Source organism: Nocardioides astragali (assembly GCF_024436375.1).
Lineage (GTDB): Bacteria > Actinomycetota > Actinomycetes > Propionibacteriales > Nocardioidaceae > Nocardioides > Nocardioides astragali.
On sequence record NZ_JAFMZM010000003.1, the window covers coordinates 357,446 to 376,934 of the forward strand.

General features: G+C 69.0%; 18 protein-coding genes. 8 read left to right on the plus strand and 10 right to left on the minus strand.

What is annotated here, in order from left to right; genetic code table 11:
• Positions 1-2: 2 nt before the first annotated feature.
• From gyrA to dnaA, 10 genes are all read right to left on the minus strand, one after another.
• Positions 3-2,717, minus strand: coding sequence for a DNA gyrase subunit A (gene gyrA, locus J3P44_RS10830; RefSeq protein ID WP_255890353.1), 2,715 nt, complete (start codon positions 2,715-2,717; stop codon positions 3-5).
• Between the two features lie 109 nt (positions 2,718-2,826).
• A complete protein-coding gene (gene gyrB / locus J3P44_RS10835) occupies positions 2,827-4,995 on the minus strand; it encodes a DNA topoisomerase (ATP-hydrolyzing) subunit B (protein WP_305122275.1) in 2,169 nt (722 codons plus the stop codon).
• A 293-nt stretch (positions 4,996-5,288) separates the two neighbouring features.
• A complete protein-coding gene (locus J3P44_RS25495) occupies positions 5,289-5,852 on the minus strand; it encodes a DciA family protein (RefSeq protein WP_255890354.1) in 564 nt (187 codons plus the stop codon).
• Positions 5,842-6,969, minus strand: coding sequence for a DNA replication/repair protein RecF (recF, locus tag J3P44_RS10845; protein WP_255890355.1), 1,128 nt, complete (start codon positions 6,967-6,969; stop codon positions 5,842-5,844). Before recF ends, J3P44_RS25495 begins: the two co-directional genes overlap by 11 nt.
• A gap of 3 nt (positions 6,970-6,972) precedes the next feature.
• Positions 6,973-7,947, minus strand: coding sequence for a phosphogluconate dehydrogenase (NAD(+)-dependent, decarboxylating) (gene gnd / locus J3P44_RS10850; RefSeq protein ID WP_255890356.1), 975 nt, complete (start codon positions 7,945-7,947; stop codon positions 6,973-6,975).
• 61 nt (positions 7,948-8,008) lie between these two features.
• Entirely contained in the window at positions 8,009-9,145 is a 1,137-nt protein-coding gene (gene dnaN, locus J3P44_RS10855; protein ID WP_255890357.1) for a DNA polymerase III subunit beta, read from the minus strand.
• Between the two features lie 404 nt (positions 9,146-9,549).
• Positions 9,550-10,536, minus strand: a complete 987-nt coding sequence (locus tag J3P44_RS10860) for a hypothetical protein (RefSeq protein WP_255890900.1) — start codon at positions 10,534-10,536, stop codon at positions 9,550-9,552.
• Entirely contained in the window at positions 10,529-11,593 is a 1,065-nt protein-coding gene (locus J3P44_RS10865; RefSeq protein ID WP_255890358.1) for a PH domain-containing protein, read from the minus strand. Before J3P44_RS10865 ends, J3P44_RS10860 begins: the two co-directional genes overlap by 8 nt.
• A 3-nt stretch (positions 11,594-11,596) precedes the next feature.
• On the minus strand, positions 11,597-12,109 hold the full coding sequence (locus J3P44_RS10870; protein ID WP_255890359.1) for a hypothetical protein: 513 nt from the start codon (positions 12,107-12,109) through the stop codon (positions 11,597-11,599).
• Between the two features lie 97 nt (positions 12,110-12,206).
• The gene (gene dnaA / locus J3P44_RS10875) at positions 12,207-13,643 is read right to left on the minus strand and encodes a chromosomal replication initiator protein DnaA (protein WP_372496556.1); all 1,437 of its coding nucleotides are present in this window, start codon (positions 13,641-13,643) and stop codon (positions 12,207-12,209) included.
• Positions 13,644-14,151: 508 nt separating this feature from the next.
• Between dnaA and rpmH the strand changes: the two genes are divergently transcribed.
• The 8 genes from rpmH (at position 14,152) to J3P44_RS10915 (ending at position 19,417) form a co-directional block, all read left to right on the plus strand.
• A complete protein-coding gene (gene rpmH / locus J3P44_RS10880; protein ID WP_056156542.1) occupies positions 14,152-14,289 on the plus strand; it encodes a 50S ribosomal protein L34 in 138 nt (45 codons plus the stop codon).
• A 24-nt stretch (positions 14,290-14,313) separates the two neighbouring features.
• Positions 14,314-14,667 carry a ribonuclease P protein component gene (gene rnpA / locus J3P44_RS10885; RefSeq protein WP_255890360.1) on the plus strand — a complete coding sequence of 118 codons (354 nt, stop codon included), beginning with the start codon at positions 14,314-14,316 and terminating at the stop codon, positions 14,665-14,667.
• Positions 14,664-14,918 carry a membrane protein insertion efficiency factor YidD gene (gene yidD / locus J3P44_RS10890; RefSeq protein WP_255890361.1) on the plus strand — a complete coding sequence of 85 codons (255 nt, stop codon included), beginning with the start codon at positions 14,664-14,666 and terminating at the stop codon, positions 14,916-14,918. The genes rnpA and yidD overlap by 4 nt, the downstream gene beginning before the upstream one ends.
• Before the next feature lie 36 nt (positions 14,919-14,954).
• Entirely contained in the window at positions 14,955-15,872 is a 918-nt protein-coding gene (gene yidC, locus J3P44_RS10895) for a membrane protein insertase YidC (protein ID WP_372496572.1), read from the plus strand.
• Between the two features lie 42 nt (positions 15,873-15,914).
• Positions 15,915-16,502, plus strand: a complete 588-nt coding sequence (locus tag J3P44_RS10900) for a Jag family protein (protein ID WP_372496557.1) — start codon at positions 15,915-15,917, stop codon at positions 16,500-16,502.
• Between the two features lie 71 nt (positions 16,503-16,573).
• Positions 16,574-17,266 (plus strand): 16S rRNA (guanine(527)-N(7))-methyltransferase RsmG, encoded by a 693-nt coding sequence (gene rsmG / locus J3P44_RS10905; RefSeq protein ID WP_255890363.1) that lies wholly within the window; start codon positions 16,574-16,576, stop codon positions 17,264-17,266.
• 208 nt (positions 17,267-17,474) lie between these two features.
• Positions 17,475-18,413, plus strand: coding sequence for a ParA family protein (locus J3P44_RS10910; protein ID WP_308212254.1), 939 nt, complete (start codon positions 17,475-17,477; stop codon positions 18,411-18,413).
• Positions 18,410-19,417, plus strand: a complete 1,008-nt coding sequence (locus J3P44_RS10915) for a ParB/RepB/Spo0J family partition protein (protein ID WP_255890364.1) — start codon at positions 18,410-18,412, stop codon at positions 19,415-19,417. The genes J3P44_RS10910 and J3P44_RS10915 overlap by 4 nt, the downstream gene beginning before the upstream one ends.
• Positions 19,418-19,489: the final 72 nt, after the last annotated feature.

Sequence of the window (19,489 nt, forward strand, 5' to 3'; positions counted from 1 at the left end):
GATCACTCCTCGGTGTCTTCGTCGGGTCCGAGCTCATCAAGCTCCGGGGCGGTCGCCTCATCGGCGACCTCTTCGTCGATTGTTGCACCGTCGACCACTTCCTGCGATTCCTCATCCGGAGCCTCGGTCTCGCCGTCGGCCGGCTCGCCGGTGGCTTCCTCGATCACCTTGGCCTCCACGGAGCGGGCCACCACGGCCACCGAGTCGCCCGACTTGGGGGTCACGAACTTCACTCCCATGGTCGATCGACCGGTCGGGCGGAAGTTGGCGTCGATGGGGCTGCGCACGACCTGGCCGCCACTGGTGATGGAGAGGACCTCGTCCTCCTCCTCGACGATGAACGCGCCGACGAGACCGCCGCGGTCCTCGTTGGACAGCGACATCGCCTTGATGCCGATGCCGCCACGGGACTGGAGGCGGTAGTCGCTGATGCGGGTCCGCTTGGCGAAGCCGCCGTCGGTGATCGTGAAGACGTACTGCTCCTTGACCTCGTCGGACTCGGCGGCGTCGCCCTCGACGGCCTCCTCGGCCGCCACCTGCGCGGCGCGGATCACCGACATCGACAGCAGCGAGTCGCCGTCGCGGAACTTCATGCCACGCACACCACCGGTGGCGCGACCCATCGGACGCAGCTGCTCGTCGTCGGCCTTGAAGCGGATCGACTGGCCCTTGCGGCTGACGAGCAGGATGTCGTCGTCGCCGTTGACCAGCTCGGCGCCGATCAGCTCGTCGTCCTCCTCGCGGAAGTTGATCGCGATGACGCCGGCCTGGCGCGGGCTGTTGTAGTCGCCCAGCTTGGTCTTCTTGACCAGCCCGGTGCGGGTGGCGAGCACGAGGTAGGGGGCCTGGTCGTAGTCGCGGATCGCCAGCACCTGCGCGATGTCCTCGTCGGGCTGGAACGACAGCAGGCCGGCGACGTGGCCGCCCTTCGCGTCACGGGCGGCCTCGGGGAGGTTGTAGGCCTTGGTGCGGTAGACCCGGCCGGCCGTGGTGAAGAACAGCAGCCAGTGGTGGTTGGTGGTCGAGATGAAGTGCTGGACCACGTCGTCGCCGCGCAGCGTCGCGCCGCGGACGCCCTTGCCGCCACGCTTCTGGAGCCGGTACTGGTCCGCGCGGGTGCGCTTGGCGTAGCCACCCCGGGTGATCGAGACAACGAGCTCCTCGTCGGGGATCAGGTCCTCCATCGACAGGTCGCCGTCGGCGGCGATGATCTGCGTACGCCGCTCGTTGCCGTACTTGTCGGTGATCTCCTTGAGCTCGTCGGAGACGATCTGCCGCTGGCGGGGCTCGTTGGCCAGGATGTCCTCGAGGTCGGCGATCTCGCGCTCGATCTTGGTGAGCTCGTCGACGATCTTCTGGCGCTCGAGGGCGGCCAGCCGGCGCAGCTGCATCTCGAGGATGGCGTTGGCCTGGAGCTCGTCGATGTCGAGCAGCTGGATGAGGCCGGTGCGGGCCTCGTCGACGTCGGGCGAGCGGCGGATCAACGCGATGACCTCGTCGAGGGCGTCGAGCGCCTTCGCGAGACCGCGGTAGATGTGGGCGCGCTTCTCGGCCTCGGAGAGGCGGTAGCGGGTCCGCCGCTGGATGACCTCGATCTGGTGGGCGACCCAGTTGCTGATGAACTGGTCGATCGGGAGGGTGCGCGGCACCCCGTCGACCAGGGCCAGCATGTTGGCCGAGAAGTTGGTCTGCAGCTCGGTGTGCTTGAAGAGGTTGTTGAGCACGACCCGGGCGACCGCGTCGCGCTTGAGCACGATGACCAGGCGCTGGCCGGTGCGGGAGCTGGTGTCGTCGCGGACGTCGCTGATGCCCTGGATCCGGCCGGAGTCGGCGAGCTCGGCGATCTTGAGCGCCAGGTTGTCCGGGTTGACCATGTAGGGGAGCTCGCTGATCACGAGCATCACCCGACCCTTGGCGTCCTCGTCTATCTCCACGACCGCGCGCTGCGAGATCGACCCGCGACCGGTGCGGTAGGCCTGCTCGATGCCCTGGCGCCCCACGATGAGGGCGCCGTTGGGGAAGTCGGGGCCCTTGATCCGCTCGATCAGCGCGTCCTGGAGCTCCTGCTTGGTGGCCTCGGGGTGCTCGAGCGCCCACGTCGCACCCTCGGCGACCTCGCGGAGGTTGTGCGGGGGGATGTTGGTCGCCATGCCGACCGCGATGCCGGCCGAGCCGTTGACCAGCAGGTTGGGGAAGCGCGAGGGCAGGATGGTCGGCTCCTGCGAGCGACCGTCGTAGTTGGGGCGGAAGTCGACGGTGTCCTCGTCGATGTCGCGCACCATCTCCATGGCCAGCGGCGCCATCCGGCACTCGGTGTATCGCATCGCCGCGGCCGAGTCGTTGCCCGGCGAGCCGAAGTTGCCCTGGCCGTTGATCAGCGGCGCGCGCAGCACCCACGGCTGCGCGAGTCGGACCATGGTGTCGTAGATCGCCGTGTCGCCGTGGGGGTGGTACTGACCCATCACGTCACCGACGACGCGCGAGCACTTGGAGAAGCCGCGGTCGGGCCGGTAACCACCGTCGTACATCGCGTAGAGGATCCGGCGGTGCACCGGCTTCAGCCCGTCGCGTACGTCGGGCAGCGCGCGCCCGACGATGACGGTCATCGCATAGTCGATGTAGGACTGCTGCATGAGCGTCTGCAGCTCGATCGGCTGGATGCGCTCGTCGCCGAAGCCGAAGCCGCCGGCGCCGGTGTCGGTGGGGATCTCGGTCATTCTCGTGCCCTCTTGTCGTGTCTAAGACTGCGTCTAGATTCCGGGATACAGCGGCATCGTGGGTCTCGTGACGGGCGCTGGGCGCCCCTCCTCGACCAGCGGGTGCTAGCTAGATATCGAGGAACCTCACGTCCTTGGCATTTCTCTGGATGAAGGAGCGGCGCTGCTCGACGTCCTCGCCCATGAGGATCGAGAAGATCTCGTCGGCCTGGGCTGCGTCCTCGAGGCCGACCTGCTTCATCAGGCGCGCGTCGGGGTCCATCGTGGTCTCCCACAGCTCGTCGGCGTTCATCTCGCCGAGACCCTTGTAGCGCTGGACCGGGTTCTCCTTGGGCAGCTTCTTGCCCTGGGCCAGGCCGTCGGCGAGCAGCGCGTCGCGCTCGGCGTCGGAGTAGACGAACTCGTGCTCGGCCGGCTTGTTCCAGCGCAGCCGGTAGAGGGGCGGCTGGGCCATGTAGACGTAGCCGTGCTCGATGAGCGGCTTCATGAAGCGGAAGAGCAGCGTCAGCAGGAGGGTGTTGATGTGGTGGCCGTCGACGTCGGCGTCGGCCATCATCACGACCTTGTGGTAACGCAGCTTCTCGAGGCTGAACTCCTCGTGGATGCCGGTGCCGAGGGCGGAGATGATCGCCTGGACCTCGGTGTTGGCCAGCACCTTGTCGATGCGGGCCTTCTCGACGTTGAGGATCTTGCCGCGGATCGGGAGGATCGCCTGGATGCGGGGGTCGCGGCCCTGACGGGCCGAGCCGCCGGCGGAGTCACCCTCGACGATGAAGACCTCGCACTCCTCCGGGTTGGTCGACTGGCAGTCGCTCAGCTTGCCCGGGAGGCCACCGCCGCCGAGCAGGCCCTTGCGGCCGCGGGCCAGCTCGCGCGCCTTCCGGGCGGCGATGCGGGCACTCGCGGCGGCCTGGGACTTGCGGACGATGTCGCGACCCTCGGCGGGGTTCTGCTCGAACCACGCGCCGAGCTGGTCGTTCATGATCCGCTGGGTGAAGCCCTTGGCCTCGGTGTTGCCGAGCTTGGTCTTGGTCTGACCCTCGAACTGCGGCTCGGCGAGCTTGATGGAGATGATCGCGGTCAGGCCCTCGCGGATGTCGTCGCCCGACACCCGGTCCTCCTTCTTCTTGATCAGTCCCCACTCCTCACCCCAGTGGTTGACCAGGGAGGTGAGCGAGGAGCGGAAGCCCTCCTCGTGGGTGCCGCCCTCGTGGGTGTTGATGTTGTTGGCGAAGGTGTGGACCGACTCCGTGTAGGAGGTGTTCCACTGCATCGCCACCTCGAGGCTCATGTGGTTCTCGACGCTGTCGGGGGTGTCGGCCTCGAAGGAGATGACCGTCGCGTTGGCCTTGTCCTTGCGGCGGTTGAGGTGCTCGACGTAGTCGACGAGGCCGCGGTCGTACTTGAAGACCTGCTCGAGGCCGCCCGTCTCGGCGCGCTTGATCGCGTCGTGGCCGGCGTTGTCGACGGCGTTGTCGACCGTGTCGTCCTGCACCGCGTCGACCCGGGACGCGGCGTCCTCACGCTCGTCGCGTACGACGAACTCGACGCCCTTGTTGAGGAACGCCATCTCTCGCAGGCGCGAGGTGATGGTCTCGAGGTTGTAGTGGGTGGACTCGAAGATGTCCTCGGAGGCATACCAGGTGACCGTGGTGCCGGTGCGCTCGCCGGGCTCCATCGGGCGGATCTGCTCGAGGTCGGCGTCGGGCACGCCGAGCTGGAAGGACTGGCGCCACAGGTGGCCGCGGTTCTTCACCTCGGCGATGAGGCGGGTGGAGAGGGCGTTGACGACCGAGACGCCGACGCCGTGCAGGCCGCCGGAGACCTTGTAGCCGCCGCCGCCGAACTTGCCGCCGGCGTGGAGCATCGTCAGCGCCATCGTCAGCGCGGGCATCTCCTGGCCGGGAGCGGTGTCGGTCGGGATGCCACGACCGTTGTCCTCGACGCGGACGCCGCCGTCGGCCTGGAGGGTCAGCACGATCCGGTCGCAGATCCCCGCCAGCGCCTCGTCGACGCCGTTGTCCACGATCTCCCAGATCAGGTGGTGCAGCCCTCGCTCGCCCGTGGAGCCGATGTACATGCCGGGACGCTTGCGCACCGCCTCGAGGCCCTCAAGGACGGTGATGGCCGAGGCGTCGTACTCGAAGTCCTCGTCCACCGCGTTGGTGTTGCGCTTGGGCGCGGCGACTGCGTCGGGAGGAGCGTCGGGAGTGGCGTCGGGGTCGGGGGGCGAATCGTTGGTCGGAGCGGTGGTGTTCTCGACGTTCTCTTCGCTCAAGGCACGGCCTTCTTCTCATCGCCCCCGAGGGGCGCTCGACATGAGTCGAGTCGCGGCTGTTGCGGAGGCAACCAAGCGTGCGACTCGACTTCTCATACTACCGGTCAGGGGCCTCCAACCGAAGCACCCGCCCCCGAGATGGGGGTGATCGGTGGAAAAAGAGGCCCTCAGGGGCCTCAGGAGGCCGCTTCACAGGGCCGAACAGGGGGGCCGATGGGTCCCCCTACCGGCGCGCGGCCCTCAGATCGGGATTTCGAGGCTCACGGCGCTCGCGGCCCGAACACCCGGGGCGCTCAGCCGTAGGTGTCGCGCGGCCCGCGGCCGTCGCGGCTCGACAGGCGGCCCTTCTTCCAGCTGGGGAGGTGGGGGCCGACCACCTCGATCACGGTCACGGTCCCGTCCCCGAGCTCGGTGTTGAGACGTCGTACGACGGTGGGCGTGAGCAGCTTGAGCTGGGTGGCCCAGGCGGTGGAGTCGGTGCGTACGACGAGCCGGCCGCCCTCGAACGACTCGGGTGTGCAGTGGTCGCCGATCTCCGAGCCGACCAGCTCGGCCCAGCGCCCGAAGACGCCCTGGACCTTGAGGTCGAGCTCCCAGCCGTGGCTGGCGATCAGGCGACCCATCGCCTCGTCGAGCAGCTGGGGGTCGCGGTCGTCGGGGCGCGCGCCCGACGACTTCGTGAACGTACGACGCCGCGGCGCCGACCGCTTGCGGGCGGGAGGGGTGCCCGCACTCGCGGCCGCGGCCCGCGCCGCGGAGCGGGCGAGGTCGAGCCCGTCGGGCTGGTGCACGGTGACGGCCTCGGGCGTCGGCCCCTCCTCGACCGTCGGCTCGTCGGGCTGGTCGTCAGTCGTCACGGGTCACCTGCCCGTCGGCCACCACGAACCTCACGCCCTGCAGGGATTCCGGTACGTCGGCGGCGACCGCCGCCGTGACCAGGACCTGCTCGGCACCGGCGACGAGCTGGGCCAGCTGGGCGCGACGCTCGGTGTCGAGCTCGGCGAAGACGTCGTCGAGCACGAGGATCGGGTCGTCGCCGTCGGAGCGCAGCAGGTCGTACGACGCGAGGCGCAGCGCGAGCGCGAATGACCACGACTCGCCGTGCGAGGCATAGCCCTTGACCGGCAGCCGGAGGTCACCGTCGCCGAGCGTGAGGAGCAGCTCGTCGCGGTGCGGGCCGACGAGCGAGATGCCGCGGTCCAGCTCGTCCTTGCGCCTGTCGGCGATGGCGGCGAGCAGCGCGGCCTGGAGATCGGCACCGAGGTCGATGCTCGCCTTGTACTCCAGGTCGGCGTCGTCGCGGCTCGCGCCGCGGGCGACCGCCTCATAGGCCTTGCCGACGTAGGGCAACAGCTCCTCGACCAGCTGGAGGCGGGCGCCGAGCAGCTCGGCGCCGACGCGCGCGAGGTTGTCGTCCCAGATCTCCAGCGTCGACATCGCCGCGTCGCGCGAGGATCCGCGCGCGACACCGGCCGTCTTGAGCAGGCTGTTTCGCTGCTTGAGGATCCGGTCGTAGTCGGACCGGACGCCGACGAGGCGCGGTGTGCGCAGCACCAGCAGGTCGTCGAGGAACTTGCGGCGGTCGGACGGGTCGCCCTTGACCAGGGTCAGGTCGTCGGGCGCGAAGACGACGGTGCGGACCAGGCCGATGATCTCGCGCGGTCGCGGCAGGGGAGAGCGGTTGATCCGCGCGCGGTTGGCGCGACCGGGGTTGAGCTCGACCTCGAGCAGTGCCGTACGCCCCTCCTTGACGACCGACGCCCGGACGATCGCCTGGTCGGCGCCGGCCTTGACGAGGGGTGCGTCGGTGGCGACGCGGTGCGAGGAGAGCCGTGAGAGGTAGTCGATGGCCTCGACGAGGTTGGTCTTGCCCTGGCCGTTGCGCCCGATGAAGGCCGTCGCCCCCGGCTCCAGTGCGACGTCGATGTCGGCGTAGGAGCGGAAGTTGTGCAGGGAGAGGTGGGCGACGTGCACGTGTTAGCTCTCGCCCGGCTCCTCGGCGCTGCCGGCGCCGGCCTGCTTGGCGGTCTCGGTCTGCTCGGCGCCGGTCGAGCCCTCGGCGTCGCCGCCCTTGGGAGCTGTCGACCTGACGGCGTGCCCGCCGAACTGGTTGCGCATCGCCGCCACTGCCTTCATCGTCGGCGAGTCGTCCTGGCGCGAGACGAAGCGGGCGTAGAGCGCGGCGGTGATCGCCGGCGTGGCGACGGCGTTCTCAATGCCGGCCTCGACGGTCCACCGACCCTCGCCCGAGTCCTCGGCGTAGCCGGCGATCTTGCTCAGGCCAGGGTCGTCGTCGAGGGCGTTGACCATCAGGTCCAGCAGCCACGACCGGATCACGGTGCCTTCGCGCCAGGAGCGGAAGACCTCGGTGACGTTGTCGGTGAGCGCGGCCTTCTCGAGCAGCTCGTAGCCCTCGGCGTACGCCTGCATGATCGCGTACTCGATGCCGTTGTGGACCATCTTGGAGAAGTGGCCGGCGCCGACCGAGCCGGCGTGGACCGAGCCGAAGTCGCCCTCCGGCTTGAGCGCGTCGAAGGCCTCCTGGACCTTCGCGATGTCGTCGGCGTCGCCGCCGTACATGAGGGCGTAGCCGTTCTCCAGGCCCCAGACGCCACCGCTGACACCGCAGTCGACGTAGCCGATCTTCTTCTCGGCGAGGAGCTCGGCGTTGGCGATGTCGTCGGTCCAGCGCGAGTTGCCGCCGTCGACGACGACATCCCCCTCGTCGAGCAGGCCGTAGAGCTCCTTGACCGTCGCCCGGGTCGGTTCACCAGCCGGCACCATCACCCACACGACCTTGGGGCTGGGCAGCGCGTCGACGAGTGCAGCGAGTGAGTCGACGTCGCTGACGTCAGGGTTGCGGTCGAAGCCCACGACCGTGAGTCCTGCGCGGCGCATGCGCTCGCGCATGTTGCCACCCATCTTGCCGAGTCCGACGAGTCCGATGTCCATGCGGCGAGCCTAGCCCCGGGGGTCAGGCCGAGCGATGGCGCGGCTGCGTGTCAGACGTCGGTCAGGAGAGCAGTCGACGCGGCATCAGCAGGTAGCGGAACGAGCCGGTGTCGTCGTCGGCATCCGTGCCGGAGATGACCACCGGCTTGGTGGCCTGGGTGAAGGCGAGGTCCACGAACTCCCCGTCGATGGCGGTCAGGCCGTCGAGCAGGAACTGCGGGTTGAAGCCGGTCGTGAGTGCGTCGCCCGTGATCTCGGCGTCGACGGCCTCGGTCGCCATCGCCTCGTCGCCGGAGCCGGCGTCGAGCACGATCTGGTTGTCGCCGAACTTCATCTGCACCGCGGTGTTGCGCTCGGCGACGAGCGCGACGCGCTTGACCGTCTCGATCAGCTCGGCCTTGTTGACCTTCGCGACCGTGAGGTGCTCGGCCGGGAAGAGGGAGCGCACCTTGGGGAACTCGCCGTCGAGCAGGCGCGTGGTGGTGCGGCGTACGCCACCGAGTCCGGTGCCCTCGAACCCGATCAGGCCCTCGCCGGCCCCGCTCGCGCTCAGCGCGATGGTGACCTCGGCGCCTGACGTCAGCGACTTCGCGGTGTCGCCCAGCACCTTGGCCGGCACCAGCGCGGCGACCGACTCGTCGGGGGACTGCGGGTTCCACGTGAGCTCGCGGTGCGAGAGGCGGAAGCGGTCGGTCGCGAGCAGCGCCATCGTGGAGCCGTCGATCTCGATCCGTACGCCGGTCAGCACCGGCAGCATGTCGTCGCGACCGGCGGCGGTGACCGCCTGGGCGACGGCGTGGGCGAAGTCGGCACTCGACACCGTGCCGGTGGCCGAGGGCATCTCGGGCAGCGTCGGGTAGTCGTTGACCGGCATCGTCTGCAGGCTGAAGCGCGCCGAGCCGCAGGTGAGCGAGACGCGCGGGCCCTCGAGCGTCAGCTCGACCGGCTTGGCGGGCAGGCTGCGGCAGATGTCGGCTAGGAGGCGACCGCTGACGAGGGCCCGGCCCTCGTCGTTGACCTCTGCGGTGAGCGTGGCGCGCGCCGAGGTCTCGTAGTCGAAGGTGGAGAGCATGAGGCCCGCGTCGCTCGCCTCGATCAGCAGGCCCGCCAGGACCGGGGAGCTCGGGCGGATCGGGAGGCTGCGGGCAGCCCAGGCAACGGCATCGGCGAAGACGTCGCGTTCGACGCGGAACTTCACAAGGGTCTCCTCGGCGAGGGAATCGCAGGATCGGGCGAGCTGGGGCGTGCAGGCTGGTGGCCACGCGCAAGCGCGTGGGATGTGCATCCTGCCACGCGTACGTGAGCGTTCGGCAGGGTTCTCCCCAGAGTTGGGCGGGTTCAGTGGTGGTGGGTGATGAGACCAGTGTTGAGGTTCATAGTCGTCGTAGGGTCCGTGGAAACTGTGGACAACTCCTGTTAGTGCAGGTCAGAGCGATGAAACCCTGTGCACAAGGGTTGTGGACGCCGTCGCGTCAACCGGTCGGCGGGTGTGTACGACGCGACGCCGGTGGTCGTTCGTTCCGAGGCATCCACAGGGGCTGGGGACGAAGCGCCGGCCCGAACCACAACTTCTCCACACTCCGATGCTGCTGCCTGAGCGTGCTACTCGGCCCTGGCCAACAGCTCGGACACGCTCCCGGCAGCGACAGGTTCGCGCCCGGCCGCCTCGATGATGCTGCGGGCCACCCGCTTCGCCTCCTTGCAGGTCTCGGCGTGCACCACGGCGTCGGTGTGCAGCGGGCCACGACCCTCGGCGTCGGACTCCCAGAGATAGGTGTGCACGAAGCAGGTCTGACCACCCGAGACGACGACCGCGTCCTGGCCAGCCAGCCTCACGCGCTCACCGCCGAGGCGGCGTACGACCTCGTCGAAGGGGGTCGCGGCGTAGTCGAGGCCGAGGGTCGTGCGCGCGAGGATCGCCCCGCTGGCGATCTCGCAGTGGTCCAGGCCCTCGGAGGGTCCGCCGACGCCGTCCACGAGCAGCGAGCTGCGGGGCTCCGAGGCAGAGAGCAGGCCGCACGCGGTCAGAGAGTCGGGTCCGGGCTCACGCAGGTGCGAGTCGACGTTGGCGCCCAACGAGGCGCCCACGATGGCCGCTGCCTCGTCGAGTGCGGGTTCGCACCCTCCACTGACCTCGACGGCGATGCCGTGCGCGGGGCCCGCGGGGAACACCGTCCGGCAGAGGTCGGGGACGGTGTAGGCGCTCAGGCCGGCGACGTCCCCGACCTCGGCTGCGGCGCGGGCGTCGTCGTCGAAGGGGACGCCGACCGCGACGCGCACCCGGGTGTCGGCGAGCTGTGCCTCGCAGGTGTGCGGTCCTTGGGGCGAGGCCGAGTCGGTGCCAGGCGACAGCAAGCCGCAGGGTGCGAGGGCGCCGAGCGTCGCGCGGACGTCGTCGACGGACTCCTCGGTGCCCGGGTCCGGGCTGGGTGCGGTGGTGGCCTCGGAGGTGGCGGTGCTGGCGGGCGAACCCGTGGGCTGTGTGCTGTCGTCGGCAGGGTCGGTGCAGGCGCCGAGGGCACCCAGGACGAGGCTTGCGGTCAGGATCCTCGCGTAGGTGGTCGCGCGGTGCTCGGCTCGGTCAGGCATCTTCTTGATCATGTCTCCACTGCTCGTTGGCGGCGCCGGCCAGGGGTTCCGGCAGCCAGGGATAGATGCCGTCCTGGGCTGACCTGATGGCGCTCGACTTCTCGGACTGCAGGTTGTGCATGCCGTCCTGCAGAGGAGTGAGATAGGCGTCCTGGAGCATCGCGGTCATCTCGTTGTAGGTGGTCTCGGCGTCGCGGGCGTCGAAGGAGTGGGTGACGAGATCTCCGACGTCGAGGCCGAAGAGACCGAGAATGCTCCCGCCCAGCTCGCCGACCTCGAAGGCGGTGCCGATGCCGGGCACCTTGCCCAGGATCGTGCGAGCGACTGCCTCGATGGCGACGACCTGTGGGTCCATCGGCGTGGCGTCGAACGGCGGACCGCCGAGGTTCTGCCACGCCTGGAGGTTGGCCTTGATCCCGTCACGGATGTCCTCCATCGCCTTGACGAGCCCCTCCTGGGCCGCCACGACCAAGGCGCACGCCCCGCCGTAGAGGGCGAAGCAGTGGGCGTAGTAGAGGCTGTACTGGTCGAGGACCATGGCGTGCAGCTGCTCCACCACGATCTGGCAGGCGTCGCTCGAGCCGCCGACCCAGCTCTCGAAGTTGACGGCGGTCCACCCCACGGGCAGGGCTGCCTGGGTCTCGATCATCGAGTCGTGGAAGAGCTGGACGGACTCGTGCAGGGCGGCGGCGTCGGGGCGGATGATGTCGGCGCACAGGCTGTTGAGGTAGTCCGCGATCCCGCTGGCCCAGTTGACCCCGTTGGTGAACGACGTCGCGCAGCGCTCGTTGATCTGACGACCGAAGTCGACCTTGTGCTGGGCGTCGACGAAGGCCTCGTCGGGCAGCAGCAGGTCCTGGAAGAACACGGTGTACTCACCGCCTGGGGGGCTGGTCTGGAACGTCGGCGGGATGGGGCTGTAGGGCGCGCTGTAGTGGCTGAAGTAGTCGTTCTTGTATCCCTCGCGCCACTCCCAGGCCGTCTCGTTGCCCTTGAGGATGCCCAGGTACTTCTCGATGTCGGCGGTGACGGCCTCGAACTCTTCCTTGACTGACATTGCTCAGTCCTCCCCGCCGAAGTTCTGGTACGCGTCGAGCTCGAGGTCGCGGTCCTCGAGCTCCTCCTCGGGGGACTGCACGTCGGGGTTGGCCTCCGCGTCAGGTGAGCCGTCCTCCGTGGTCTCGGCCTGGTCGACCGTGGACGGCGCGGTCGGCAGGGGGTCGGGCGGCCCCTGGAGGTCGGGCTCGAGTCCGTTGAAGACCGATCGGGCGAAATCGTCGCGGTCGCGGAAGTCGTCGGCCTGGGCGACGACGGCGAGGGCGAGGTTGTTGATGGTGGTCACCGTCGCTGCCATCCCCGCCTGGCAGTCCGCTGCCATCCACAGCACGTCGGTGAGGACCTGGTGGTCGCCCATCTGCGCGGACCGGGTGTTGGCCGAGGCGATGGCGGTGGTCATCCGGTCGGCGACCCCGGCCACGTGGGTGGCGCGCTGCGGGAGCACCTCCTTGCCGGCGCGGTACATGTTGGTCAGGTCGGCCCTGATCTCGTCCTGTTCCCAGTCCTCGTACGGCATGCGTCGCTCACGTCCCCCTGGATCCGCCGGCCGCTGTGGCTAGTTGTCAGCCGAAATACCCCACATCGCGGGAGACGAAACCCGGCGCGGGCTCGGCTCAGGACTGACGTGCCTGCATCTTGATCCGGTTGGTGAGCTCGCTGACCTGGTTGAAGACCGCCCGGCGCTCGGCGAGGAGCTGGCGGATCTTGCGGTCGGCGTACATCACGGTGGTGTGGTCGCGCCCGCCGAACTCGCGGCCGATCTGCGGCAGCGACATCGAGGTGAGCTCGCGGCAGAGGTACATCCCGATCTGCCGGGCCATGACGAGGTGCCGGCCGCGGGAGGGCCCGGTGAGGTCCTCGAGCGAGACGCCGAAGTAGGCCGCGGTCTGGGCGATGATCAGCGCGTGCGTGATCTCCGGCTCGCCACCCTCGGGGATCAGGTCCTTGAGCACGATCTCGGCCAGGGTCATGTCGACCTCCTGGCGGTTGAGGTTGGCGAACGCAGTGACCCGGATCAGCGCGCCCTCGAGCTCGCGGATGTTGGTCTGGATCTTGGAGGCGATGAACTCGAGCACGTCCGGCGGTGCGGTGAGCCGGTCCATGGCCGCCTTCTTGCGCAGGATCGCGATGCGGGTCTCGAGGTCCGGCGGCTGGACGTCGGTGATCAGGCCCCACTCGAACCGGTTGCGCAGCCGGTCCTCCAGCGCCTCGAGGCGCTTGGGCGCGCGGTCGGACGTCAGCACGATCTGCTTGTTGGCGTTGTGGAGGGTGTTGAACGTGTGGAAGAACTCCTCCTGCGTCTGGGTCTTGCCCTCGAGGAACTGGATGTCGTCGATCAGGAGCACGTCGACGTCGCGGTAGCGGCGCTTGAACCGGTCCTGCCGGTCGTCGCGGATCGCGTTGATGAACTCGTTGGTGAACTCCTCGCTGGAGACGTAGCGCACCTTGGCGTTGCTGTAGAGGCTGCGGACGTAGTGCCCGATCGCGTGCAGCAGGTGGGTCTTGCCCAGACCGGACTCGCCGTAGACCAGCAGTGGGTTGTAGGCCTTGCCCGGCGCCTCGGCGACCGCCACCGCGGCCGCGTGGGGGAACCGGTTGGACGAGCCGATGACGAAGGTCTCGAACGTGTACTTGGGGTTGAGCCGGGTCTCCAGCGCCGAGGGCCGCCGCTCGCTCTGGCTCGGGGCCGGCTCGTGGTGCTCGACCAGGGGAGCCGGAGTCGGCTCGAAGGGCCCCTGCTCATTTGTCGACAAAGCGATAGATCCATCTGTCGACTCATCGCTTTGTGGGGTGGTGTCGTCGAGGGCGGGGTTGACCGTGACGAGCATCCGGATCTCGCGGCCGAAGCCCTCGGTGAGGGCGTCCTCGATGTGGCTGCGCAGCCGTCCCTCGAGCTGGTTGCGCGTGAAGTCGTTGGGGACGGCGATGATCGCGGTGTTCTCGTGCAGCGTCACCGGGACGCTGGGGCGAAGCCAGGCGCGCTGGTTGGGCTGGAGGTCCTCGACGATCTGCTGCCAGGCCGTCCCGAGATCTACCTGTTGGTCGTCCACTCGGACCGCCTTTGCTCTTCACTGATCGTCGGAGGTCGCACCAGGCATCTGGTGAACCTTGGTCCACAGAGTTCTCCACAAGCTGTGAACTGCACTTCCCGACCGGTTCGATCGAGCCTCACGAGCTGCTTCAGCCGCCGATCCTCCCAGCATCTGTGCAGGTCAGGAGCCCTTTCAGAGGCCGTGTGACCCGGGTCACAGTGTGTCGTGAACGCCGGCAGGACCGCGGTTCAAGCAGTTCGCGGAGGCATTGAACGTAACAACCTCGCGAGGTTGTGGGCAAGACTTCATCCACAGGCCCCGCCAGGGTGGGGCTGCGCGGGTTTGACCCCCTGTTTCCCCACCGCGTACCGTTGGCCGGTCGCTCCATGTCGACGGGTGCCGCACGTCCACGATCCGCCACCGGGCGGCCGCGTGGGTGGGCGGTGCCGGCCGAAGTTGCCTGAACCTGGCCCAGCACTGACTCGCAGTGGAGTGGACATCCCTCGAAACCTTCGGAGAAATAGCCGTGAGCAAGCGTACCTACCAGCCGAACAACCGTCGCCGCCACAAGGTGCACGGCTTCCGTCTGCGCATGCGGACCCGCGCCGGTCGCTCGATCCTGTCCAGCCGTCGTCGCAAGGGCCGCAAGAGCCTGGCCGTCTGACGGCCAGAGCTCACGGCAACCGCCGTGCTCTCCGCTGTTCATCGCCTCACCGACAGTGACGGTTTCCGTCGAGCTGTTCGCAGCGGGCGACGCGCCGGCTGCTCCACGATGGTCGTCCACCTCTGGGTGGACACCGACGCGGAGCCGGGTCCGGTCCAGGTGGGGTTCACGGTGAGCAAGGCCGTGGGCAACGCCGCCACACGCAATCGTGTGAAGAGACGACTTCGCCACCTGACCCGGGAGCACCTCCAGGCACTGGACGGGCTTCCGGGTCGTGCTGCGCTCGTGGTGAGGGCGCTCCCGCCCTCCGCCAGCGCGTCGTACGCCACGCTCGGTGCGGATCTGGGCCGTACGCTCGACCGGGTGAGCACCTCGTGAAGCACCTGCTGATCGGCTTCATCCGGGCCTGGCGCTACGCGATCAGCCCGCTCTACGGCCAGGTCTGCCGCTACCACCCCAGCTGCTCGGCGTACGCGCTCGAAGCCGTCACCGAGCACGGAGCCGTGCGCGGCACCTGGCTCTCCGTACGCCGTCTCGGCCGCTGCCATCCGTGGGCAGCCGGCGGCTACGACCCCGTTCCCTCCCGCACCGCACCGGTGGCGGAGTCCCCTGCAACTCGAGGAGCATGAGTGCTCGACTTCTTCGGTGACATCGGCGGCGCGATCATGGCGCCGCTCTACTACGTCATCTCCGCGGTGCTGGTGGGTTTCCACAAGCTGTTCGGCAACGTCTTCGGCGAGTCCTCCGGCGTTGCCTGGGTGCTGTCGATCATCGGCCTGACGCTGGTGATCCGGATCGCGCTGATCCCGCTGTTCGTCAAGCAGATCAAGTCCAGCCGCAACATGCAGCTGATCCAGCCCAAGGTGCGTGAGCTGCAGAAGAAGTACGGGCACGACCGGGAGCGGCTCGCCCAGGAGACGATGAAGCTCTACAAGGACTCGGGCACCAACCCGTTCTCCTCGTGCCTTCCGATCCTGCTGCAGATGCCGATCTTCCTGGCTCTGTTCCGCCTGATCGACCAGGCGGCCAAGGACCCGTCACACGAGCGCGGCCTGATGACCGAGCAGCTCAACACGCAGTTCGGCGACGCCATCTTCCTCGGTGCGAAGATCTCCGACACGTTCCTCAACACCGACGACATGGGCGTCCGGGTGCTGGCTGCCGTGCTCGTCCTCGCGATGACCGCGACGACCTTCCTCACGCAGCGCCAGCTGATGAGCAAGAACATGCCGGCCGACGCGCTGTCGGGTCCCTACGCCCAGCAGCAGAAGATGCTGCTCTACGTCCTCCCTGTCGTCTTCGCGGTCGGCGGCATCGCCTTCCCGGTCGGCGTCCTCTTCTACTGGACCACCTCCAACCTGTGGACGATGGGCCAGCAGTTCTACGTCATCCGCAACAACCCGGCTCCCGGCACTCCGGCCTTCGCGGCCAAGGAGGAGCGCGTCAAGGCGAAGGCGGCCCGCAAGGGCATCACGCTCGAGCCCGAGGTGACCGAGGCGCCCGTGGTCACCGAGGTGAAGGCTCCGCGCCAGCAGCCGCAGCGGCAGACCAAGGCCCAGCGGACCAAGAAGAAGAAGCGCTGACCCCACGATTCTCTGCGTGCCGCCCGCGGTATCGCACCCCGAATGAAGCAGGAGACGCACGTGAGTGAACAGATGACCGACGACGAATCCGTCGAGATTGAGACCGAGATCGAGTCCGAGGCCGGCGGTACGGATGACGTCGAGGACGCCGGCAAGACCAGCCGACCCTCCAAGGTGCAGCGCCTCGAGCAGGAGGGCGACATCGCGGCCGACTACCTCGAGGAGCTCCTCGACATCGCGGACCTCGACGGCGACCTCGACATGGACGTGGAGGGCGACCGCGCCAGCGTCCAGATCGGTGGCGCGGACCTGAGCCTGCTCGTCGGTCGCGACGGCGAGGTCCTCGAGGCCTTGCAGGAGCTGACCCGCCTGGCGGTCTACCGCGAGACCGGTGAGCGGTCGCGACTGATGCTGGACGTCGGTGGGCACCGCGCCGCGCAGCGCACTCGCCTGGTCGCCCTGGCGGAGAAGTCCATCGCCGAGGTCAAGGAGTCGGGCGAGCCCATGTCCCTGGAGCCGATGAGCGCCTTCGAGCGCAAGGTCGTGCACGACGCCGTCGCGGCCGCCGGCCTCACCTCCGAGTCGGAGGGCGCCGAGCCGAAGCGTCACGTGGTGATCCTGCCCGCGTGAGCGACGACGTTTCACGTGAAACCGATGGGTTGAGGAGGGCCCCCTCGGGGCCCGTCTCGAAACCACCCTCCGTGCCCGAGTCGGCGCGGAGGGTTTTCGCGTTCGAGCGGCTTGAGCTGGCCGTCCGCTACACCGAGCTCCTTGCCACGGAGGGCGTCGTACGCGGCCTGATCGGTCCCCGCGAGGCGCCCCGCCTGTGGGACCGGCACGTCCTCAACTCGGCCGTCCTGGCGGAGGCGATCCCCGACGGGGTGTCGGTCTGCGACATCGGTACGGGGGCAGGTCTCCCTGGCCTGGTGGTGGCGATCGCCCGTCCGGACCTGACGATGACCCTGGTCGAGCCCTTGCTGCGGCGTACGACGTTCCTCGACGAGGTCGTCGCCGAGCTGGGCCTGGACCACGTCACCGTCGTACGCGGCCGCGCGGAGGACCTGCACGGGCAGCGGACGTTCGACGTCGTCACCTCTCGAGCCGTGGCTCCCCTCGAGCGACTCCTCGGGTGGTCGATGCCGCTCGTGGCGCCGACCGGGGCCATGGTGGCCATGAAGGGCCAGTCCGTCCGCGACGAGATCGCGTCCGCCGAGGCGTTCCTGACCAGGTGGCGCTGCGGTGTTCCCGACGTGTTGGAGGTGGGTACAGGTGTCGTGGACCCGCCCACGACCGTAGTGCGGGTGCCGTGGGCCGACCCTTCGCAGATAGGTTGGCCCCTCGCCCTGGAATCCAAGCGGCGCCGCCAGCGGCGTGACCAGCGTGCAGTGAAGTGATGAGAGGTGTTCTGACGTGACCGGAGATCCCCCCGAGGACCTGGGTTGGCGCGCGGCGAACAACGCCTCGGACGAGTTTTCCACCGCGGCCGAGCCGCCCGCTGAGCGGGACTATCCACAGGGCGGGCCAGTTCATCCACAGGTCGAGAATGTTTCACGTGAAACAGAGGATGGCGCCGTTTCACGTGAAACACGGCCCGTCTGGCAGGTGCGAACCGCTGCCGACATCGCGGAGCAGGACGACACCTTCCATGACCACGGCACTCCGCTGGCCCAAGCCGCGCAGCACTCGGTGCTGGCCCGGACCGGGGGCCTCCGACGCCAGGGCGTACCACGGCCCCACGCCACCCGGGTGCTCGTCGTGGCGAACCAGAAGGGCGGCGTCGGCAAGACGACGTCCACCGTCAACGTGGCGGCCGGCCTGGCGCAGCTCGGTCAGAAGGTGCTCGTCATCGACCTCGACCCCCAGGGCAATGCCTCCACCGCGCTCGGGGTGGACCACCATCGAGGGGTGCCGTCGACGTACGACATGCTGGTCGACGGCCAGCCGCTGGCCGACGTCATCACCGAGTGTGCCGACCTCCCGGGGCTCTTCGTGGTGCCGGCCACCATCGACCTGGCCGGCGCCGAGATCGAGCTGGTCAGCGTCGTGGCGCGTGAGCAGCGCCTGGCCCGGGCGATCAGCGCCCATCCCTTGGTGGGCACCGCTGAGGCCATCGGCGACGAGCGTTTCGACTACGTCTTCGTCGACTGCCCACCCTCCCTGGGTCTGCTGACCCTCAACGCCCTCGTCGCCGGCCGGGAGATGTTCATCCCGATCCAGGCGGAGTACTACGCACTCGAGGGACTGGGCCAGCTCCTGGAGACCGTGGAGATGGTGCGCCAGCACCTCAACCCCCAGCTCATCGTCTCCACGATCCTGCTCACCATGTACGACGCGCGCACCCGCCTCGCAGCGGGCGTCTCGGACGAGGTCCGGAGCCACTTCGGTGACCAGGTCCTCAAGACGGCGGTGCCGCGCTCGGTCCGGGTGTCCGAGGCGCCGTCCTACGGGCAGACCGTGATGACCTACGATCCGGCTTCGGCGGGAGCACTCTCCTACCTGGAGGCCGCCCGTGAGATCGCCAGCAAGGGAGCTCCTGCATGAATGCCAACCCGCCCCGCCGGGGCCTCGGGCGAGGCCTGGGCTCGCTGATCCCGACCACCCCGAGCCAGCCCGCGCCGACCTCGGACACCGAGACCTCGAACGACTCGGCAGCCAGCCCTACCAACGGGGCCGGGCCGGGGCACGGGGCGGACCCGAGTGGCGCCGCTGCGCCCGTGGCCGGCGGCGTGGTGGCGGGGGCCTACTTCGCTGAGCTGCCGATCACCCAGGTCAGGCCCAACGCCCGCCAGCCGCGTCAGGTCTTCGAGGAGGAGGCGCTGGCGGAGCTCGTGCACTCCATCCGCGAGGTGGGCCTGCTGCAGCCGGTCGTCGTGCGCAAGACGGGCGACGACTCCTACGAGCTCATCATGGGTGAGCGCCGGTGGCGCGCCTCCCAGGAGGCGGGTCGCGACACGATCCCCGCGATCGTTCGCGAGACCGACGACAACGACATGCTGCGCGACGCGCTGCTGGAGAACCTGCACCGTTCGCAGCTCAACCCGCTGGAGGAGGCGGCTGCCTACGGGCAGCTGCTCGAGGACTTCGGCTGCACGCACGAGGAGCTCGCCCAGCGCATCGGGCGCTCGCGCCCGCAGATCTCCAACACGCTGCGGCTCCTGAAGCTCTCCCCGGCCGTCCAGCGCCGGGTGGCTGCCGGCGTACTGTCCGCCGGGCACGCCCGGGCCCTGCTCAGCGTCGACGATGCCGGCCTGCAGGACAAGCTCGCCGCGCGGGTCACCGCCGAGGGCATCTCCGTGCGCGGCCTGGAGGAGATCGTCTCCCTCGGCGTCGAGGCAGAGGACGCTCCCCGCGTGGTCCGCCGCAAGCCGGTCGCTCCCGGGCTGTCCGAGCTCGCCGACCGGCTCTCCGACCGACTCGAGACCCGGGTCAAGGTCGACCTGGGCAAGTCCAAGGGCAAGATCACCGTCGAGTTCGCCAGCCTCGACGACCTGCGCCGCATCGTCGACATCATGGATCCGCGCAACCGCGACGACCGACCGATCTGAGACGGCCAGCGACCTGCGAGGAACCAGCAGCGCGCGTAGGCCGGCCAGGTTGAGCAAGCGACACGACCGAGC

Excerpts from the sequence above, each read along its gene's own strand:
- gyrA (WP_255890353.1), bottom strand. The coding sequence starts at position 2,717 with ATGACCGAGATCCCCACCGACACCGGCGCCGGCGGCTTCGGCTTCGGC.
- gnd (WP_255890356.1), bottom strand. The coding sequence starts at position 7,947 with ATGGACATCGGACTCGTCGGACTCGGCAAGATGGGTGGCAACATGCGC.
- J3P44_RS10860 (WP_255890900.1), bottom strand. The coding sequence starts at position 10,536 with ATGCCTGACCGAGCCGAGCACCGCGCGACCACCTACGCGAGGATCCTG.
- J3P44_RS10865 (WP_255890358.1), bottom strand. The coding sequence starts at position 11,593 with ATGTCAGTCAAGGAAGAGTTCGAGGCCGTCACCGCCGACATCGAGAAG.
- J3P44_RS10870 (WP_255890359.1), bottom strand. The coding sequence starts at position 12,109 with ATGCCGTACGAGGACTGGGAACAGGACGAGATCAGGGCCGACCTGACC.
- yidC (WP_372496572.1), top strand. The coding sequence starts at position 14,955 with ATGGCGCCGCTCTACTACGTCATCTCCGCGGTGCTGGTGGGTTTCCAC.
- J3P44_RS10900 (WP_372496557.1), top strand. The coding sequence starts at position 15,915 with ATGAAGCAGGAGACGCACGTGAGTGAACAGATGACCGACGACGAATCC.
- J3P44_RS10915 (WP_255890364.1), top strand. The coding sequence starts at position 18,410 with ATGAATGCCAACCCGCCCCGCCGGGGCCTCGGGCGAGGCCTGGGCTCG.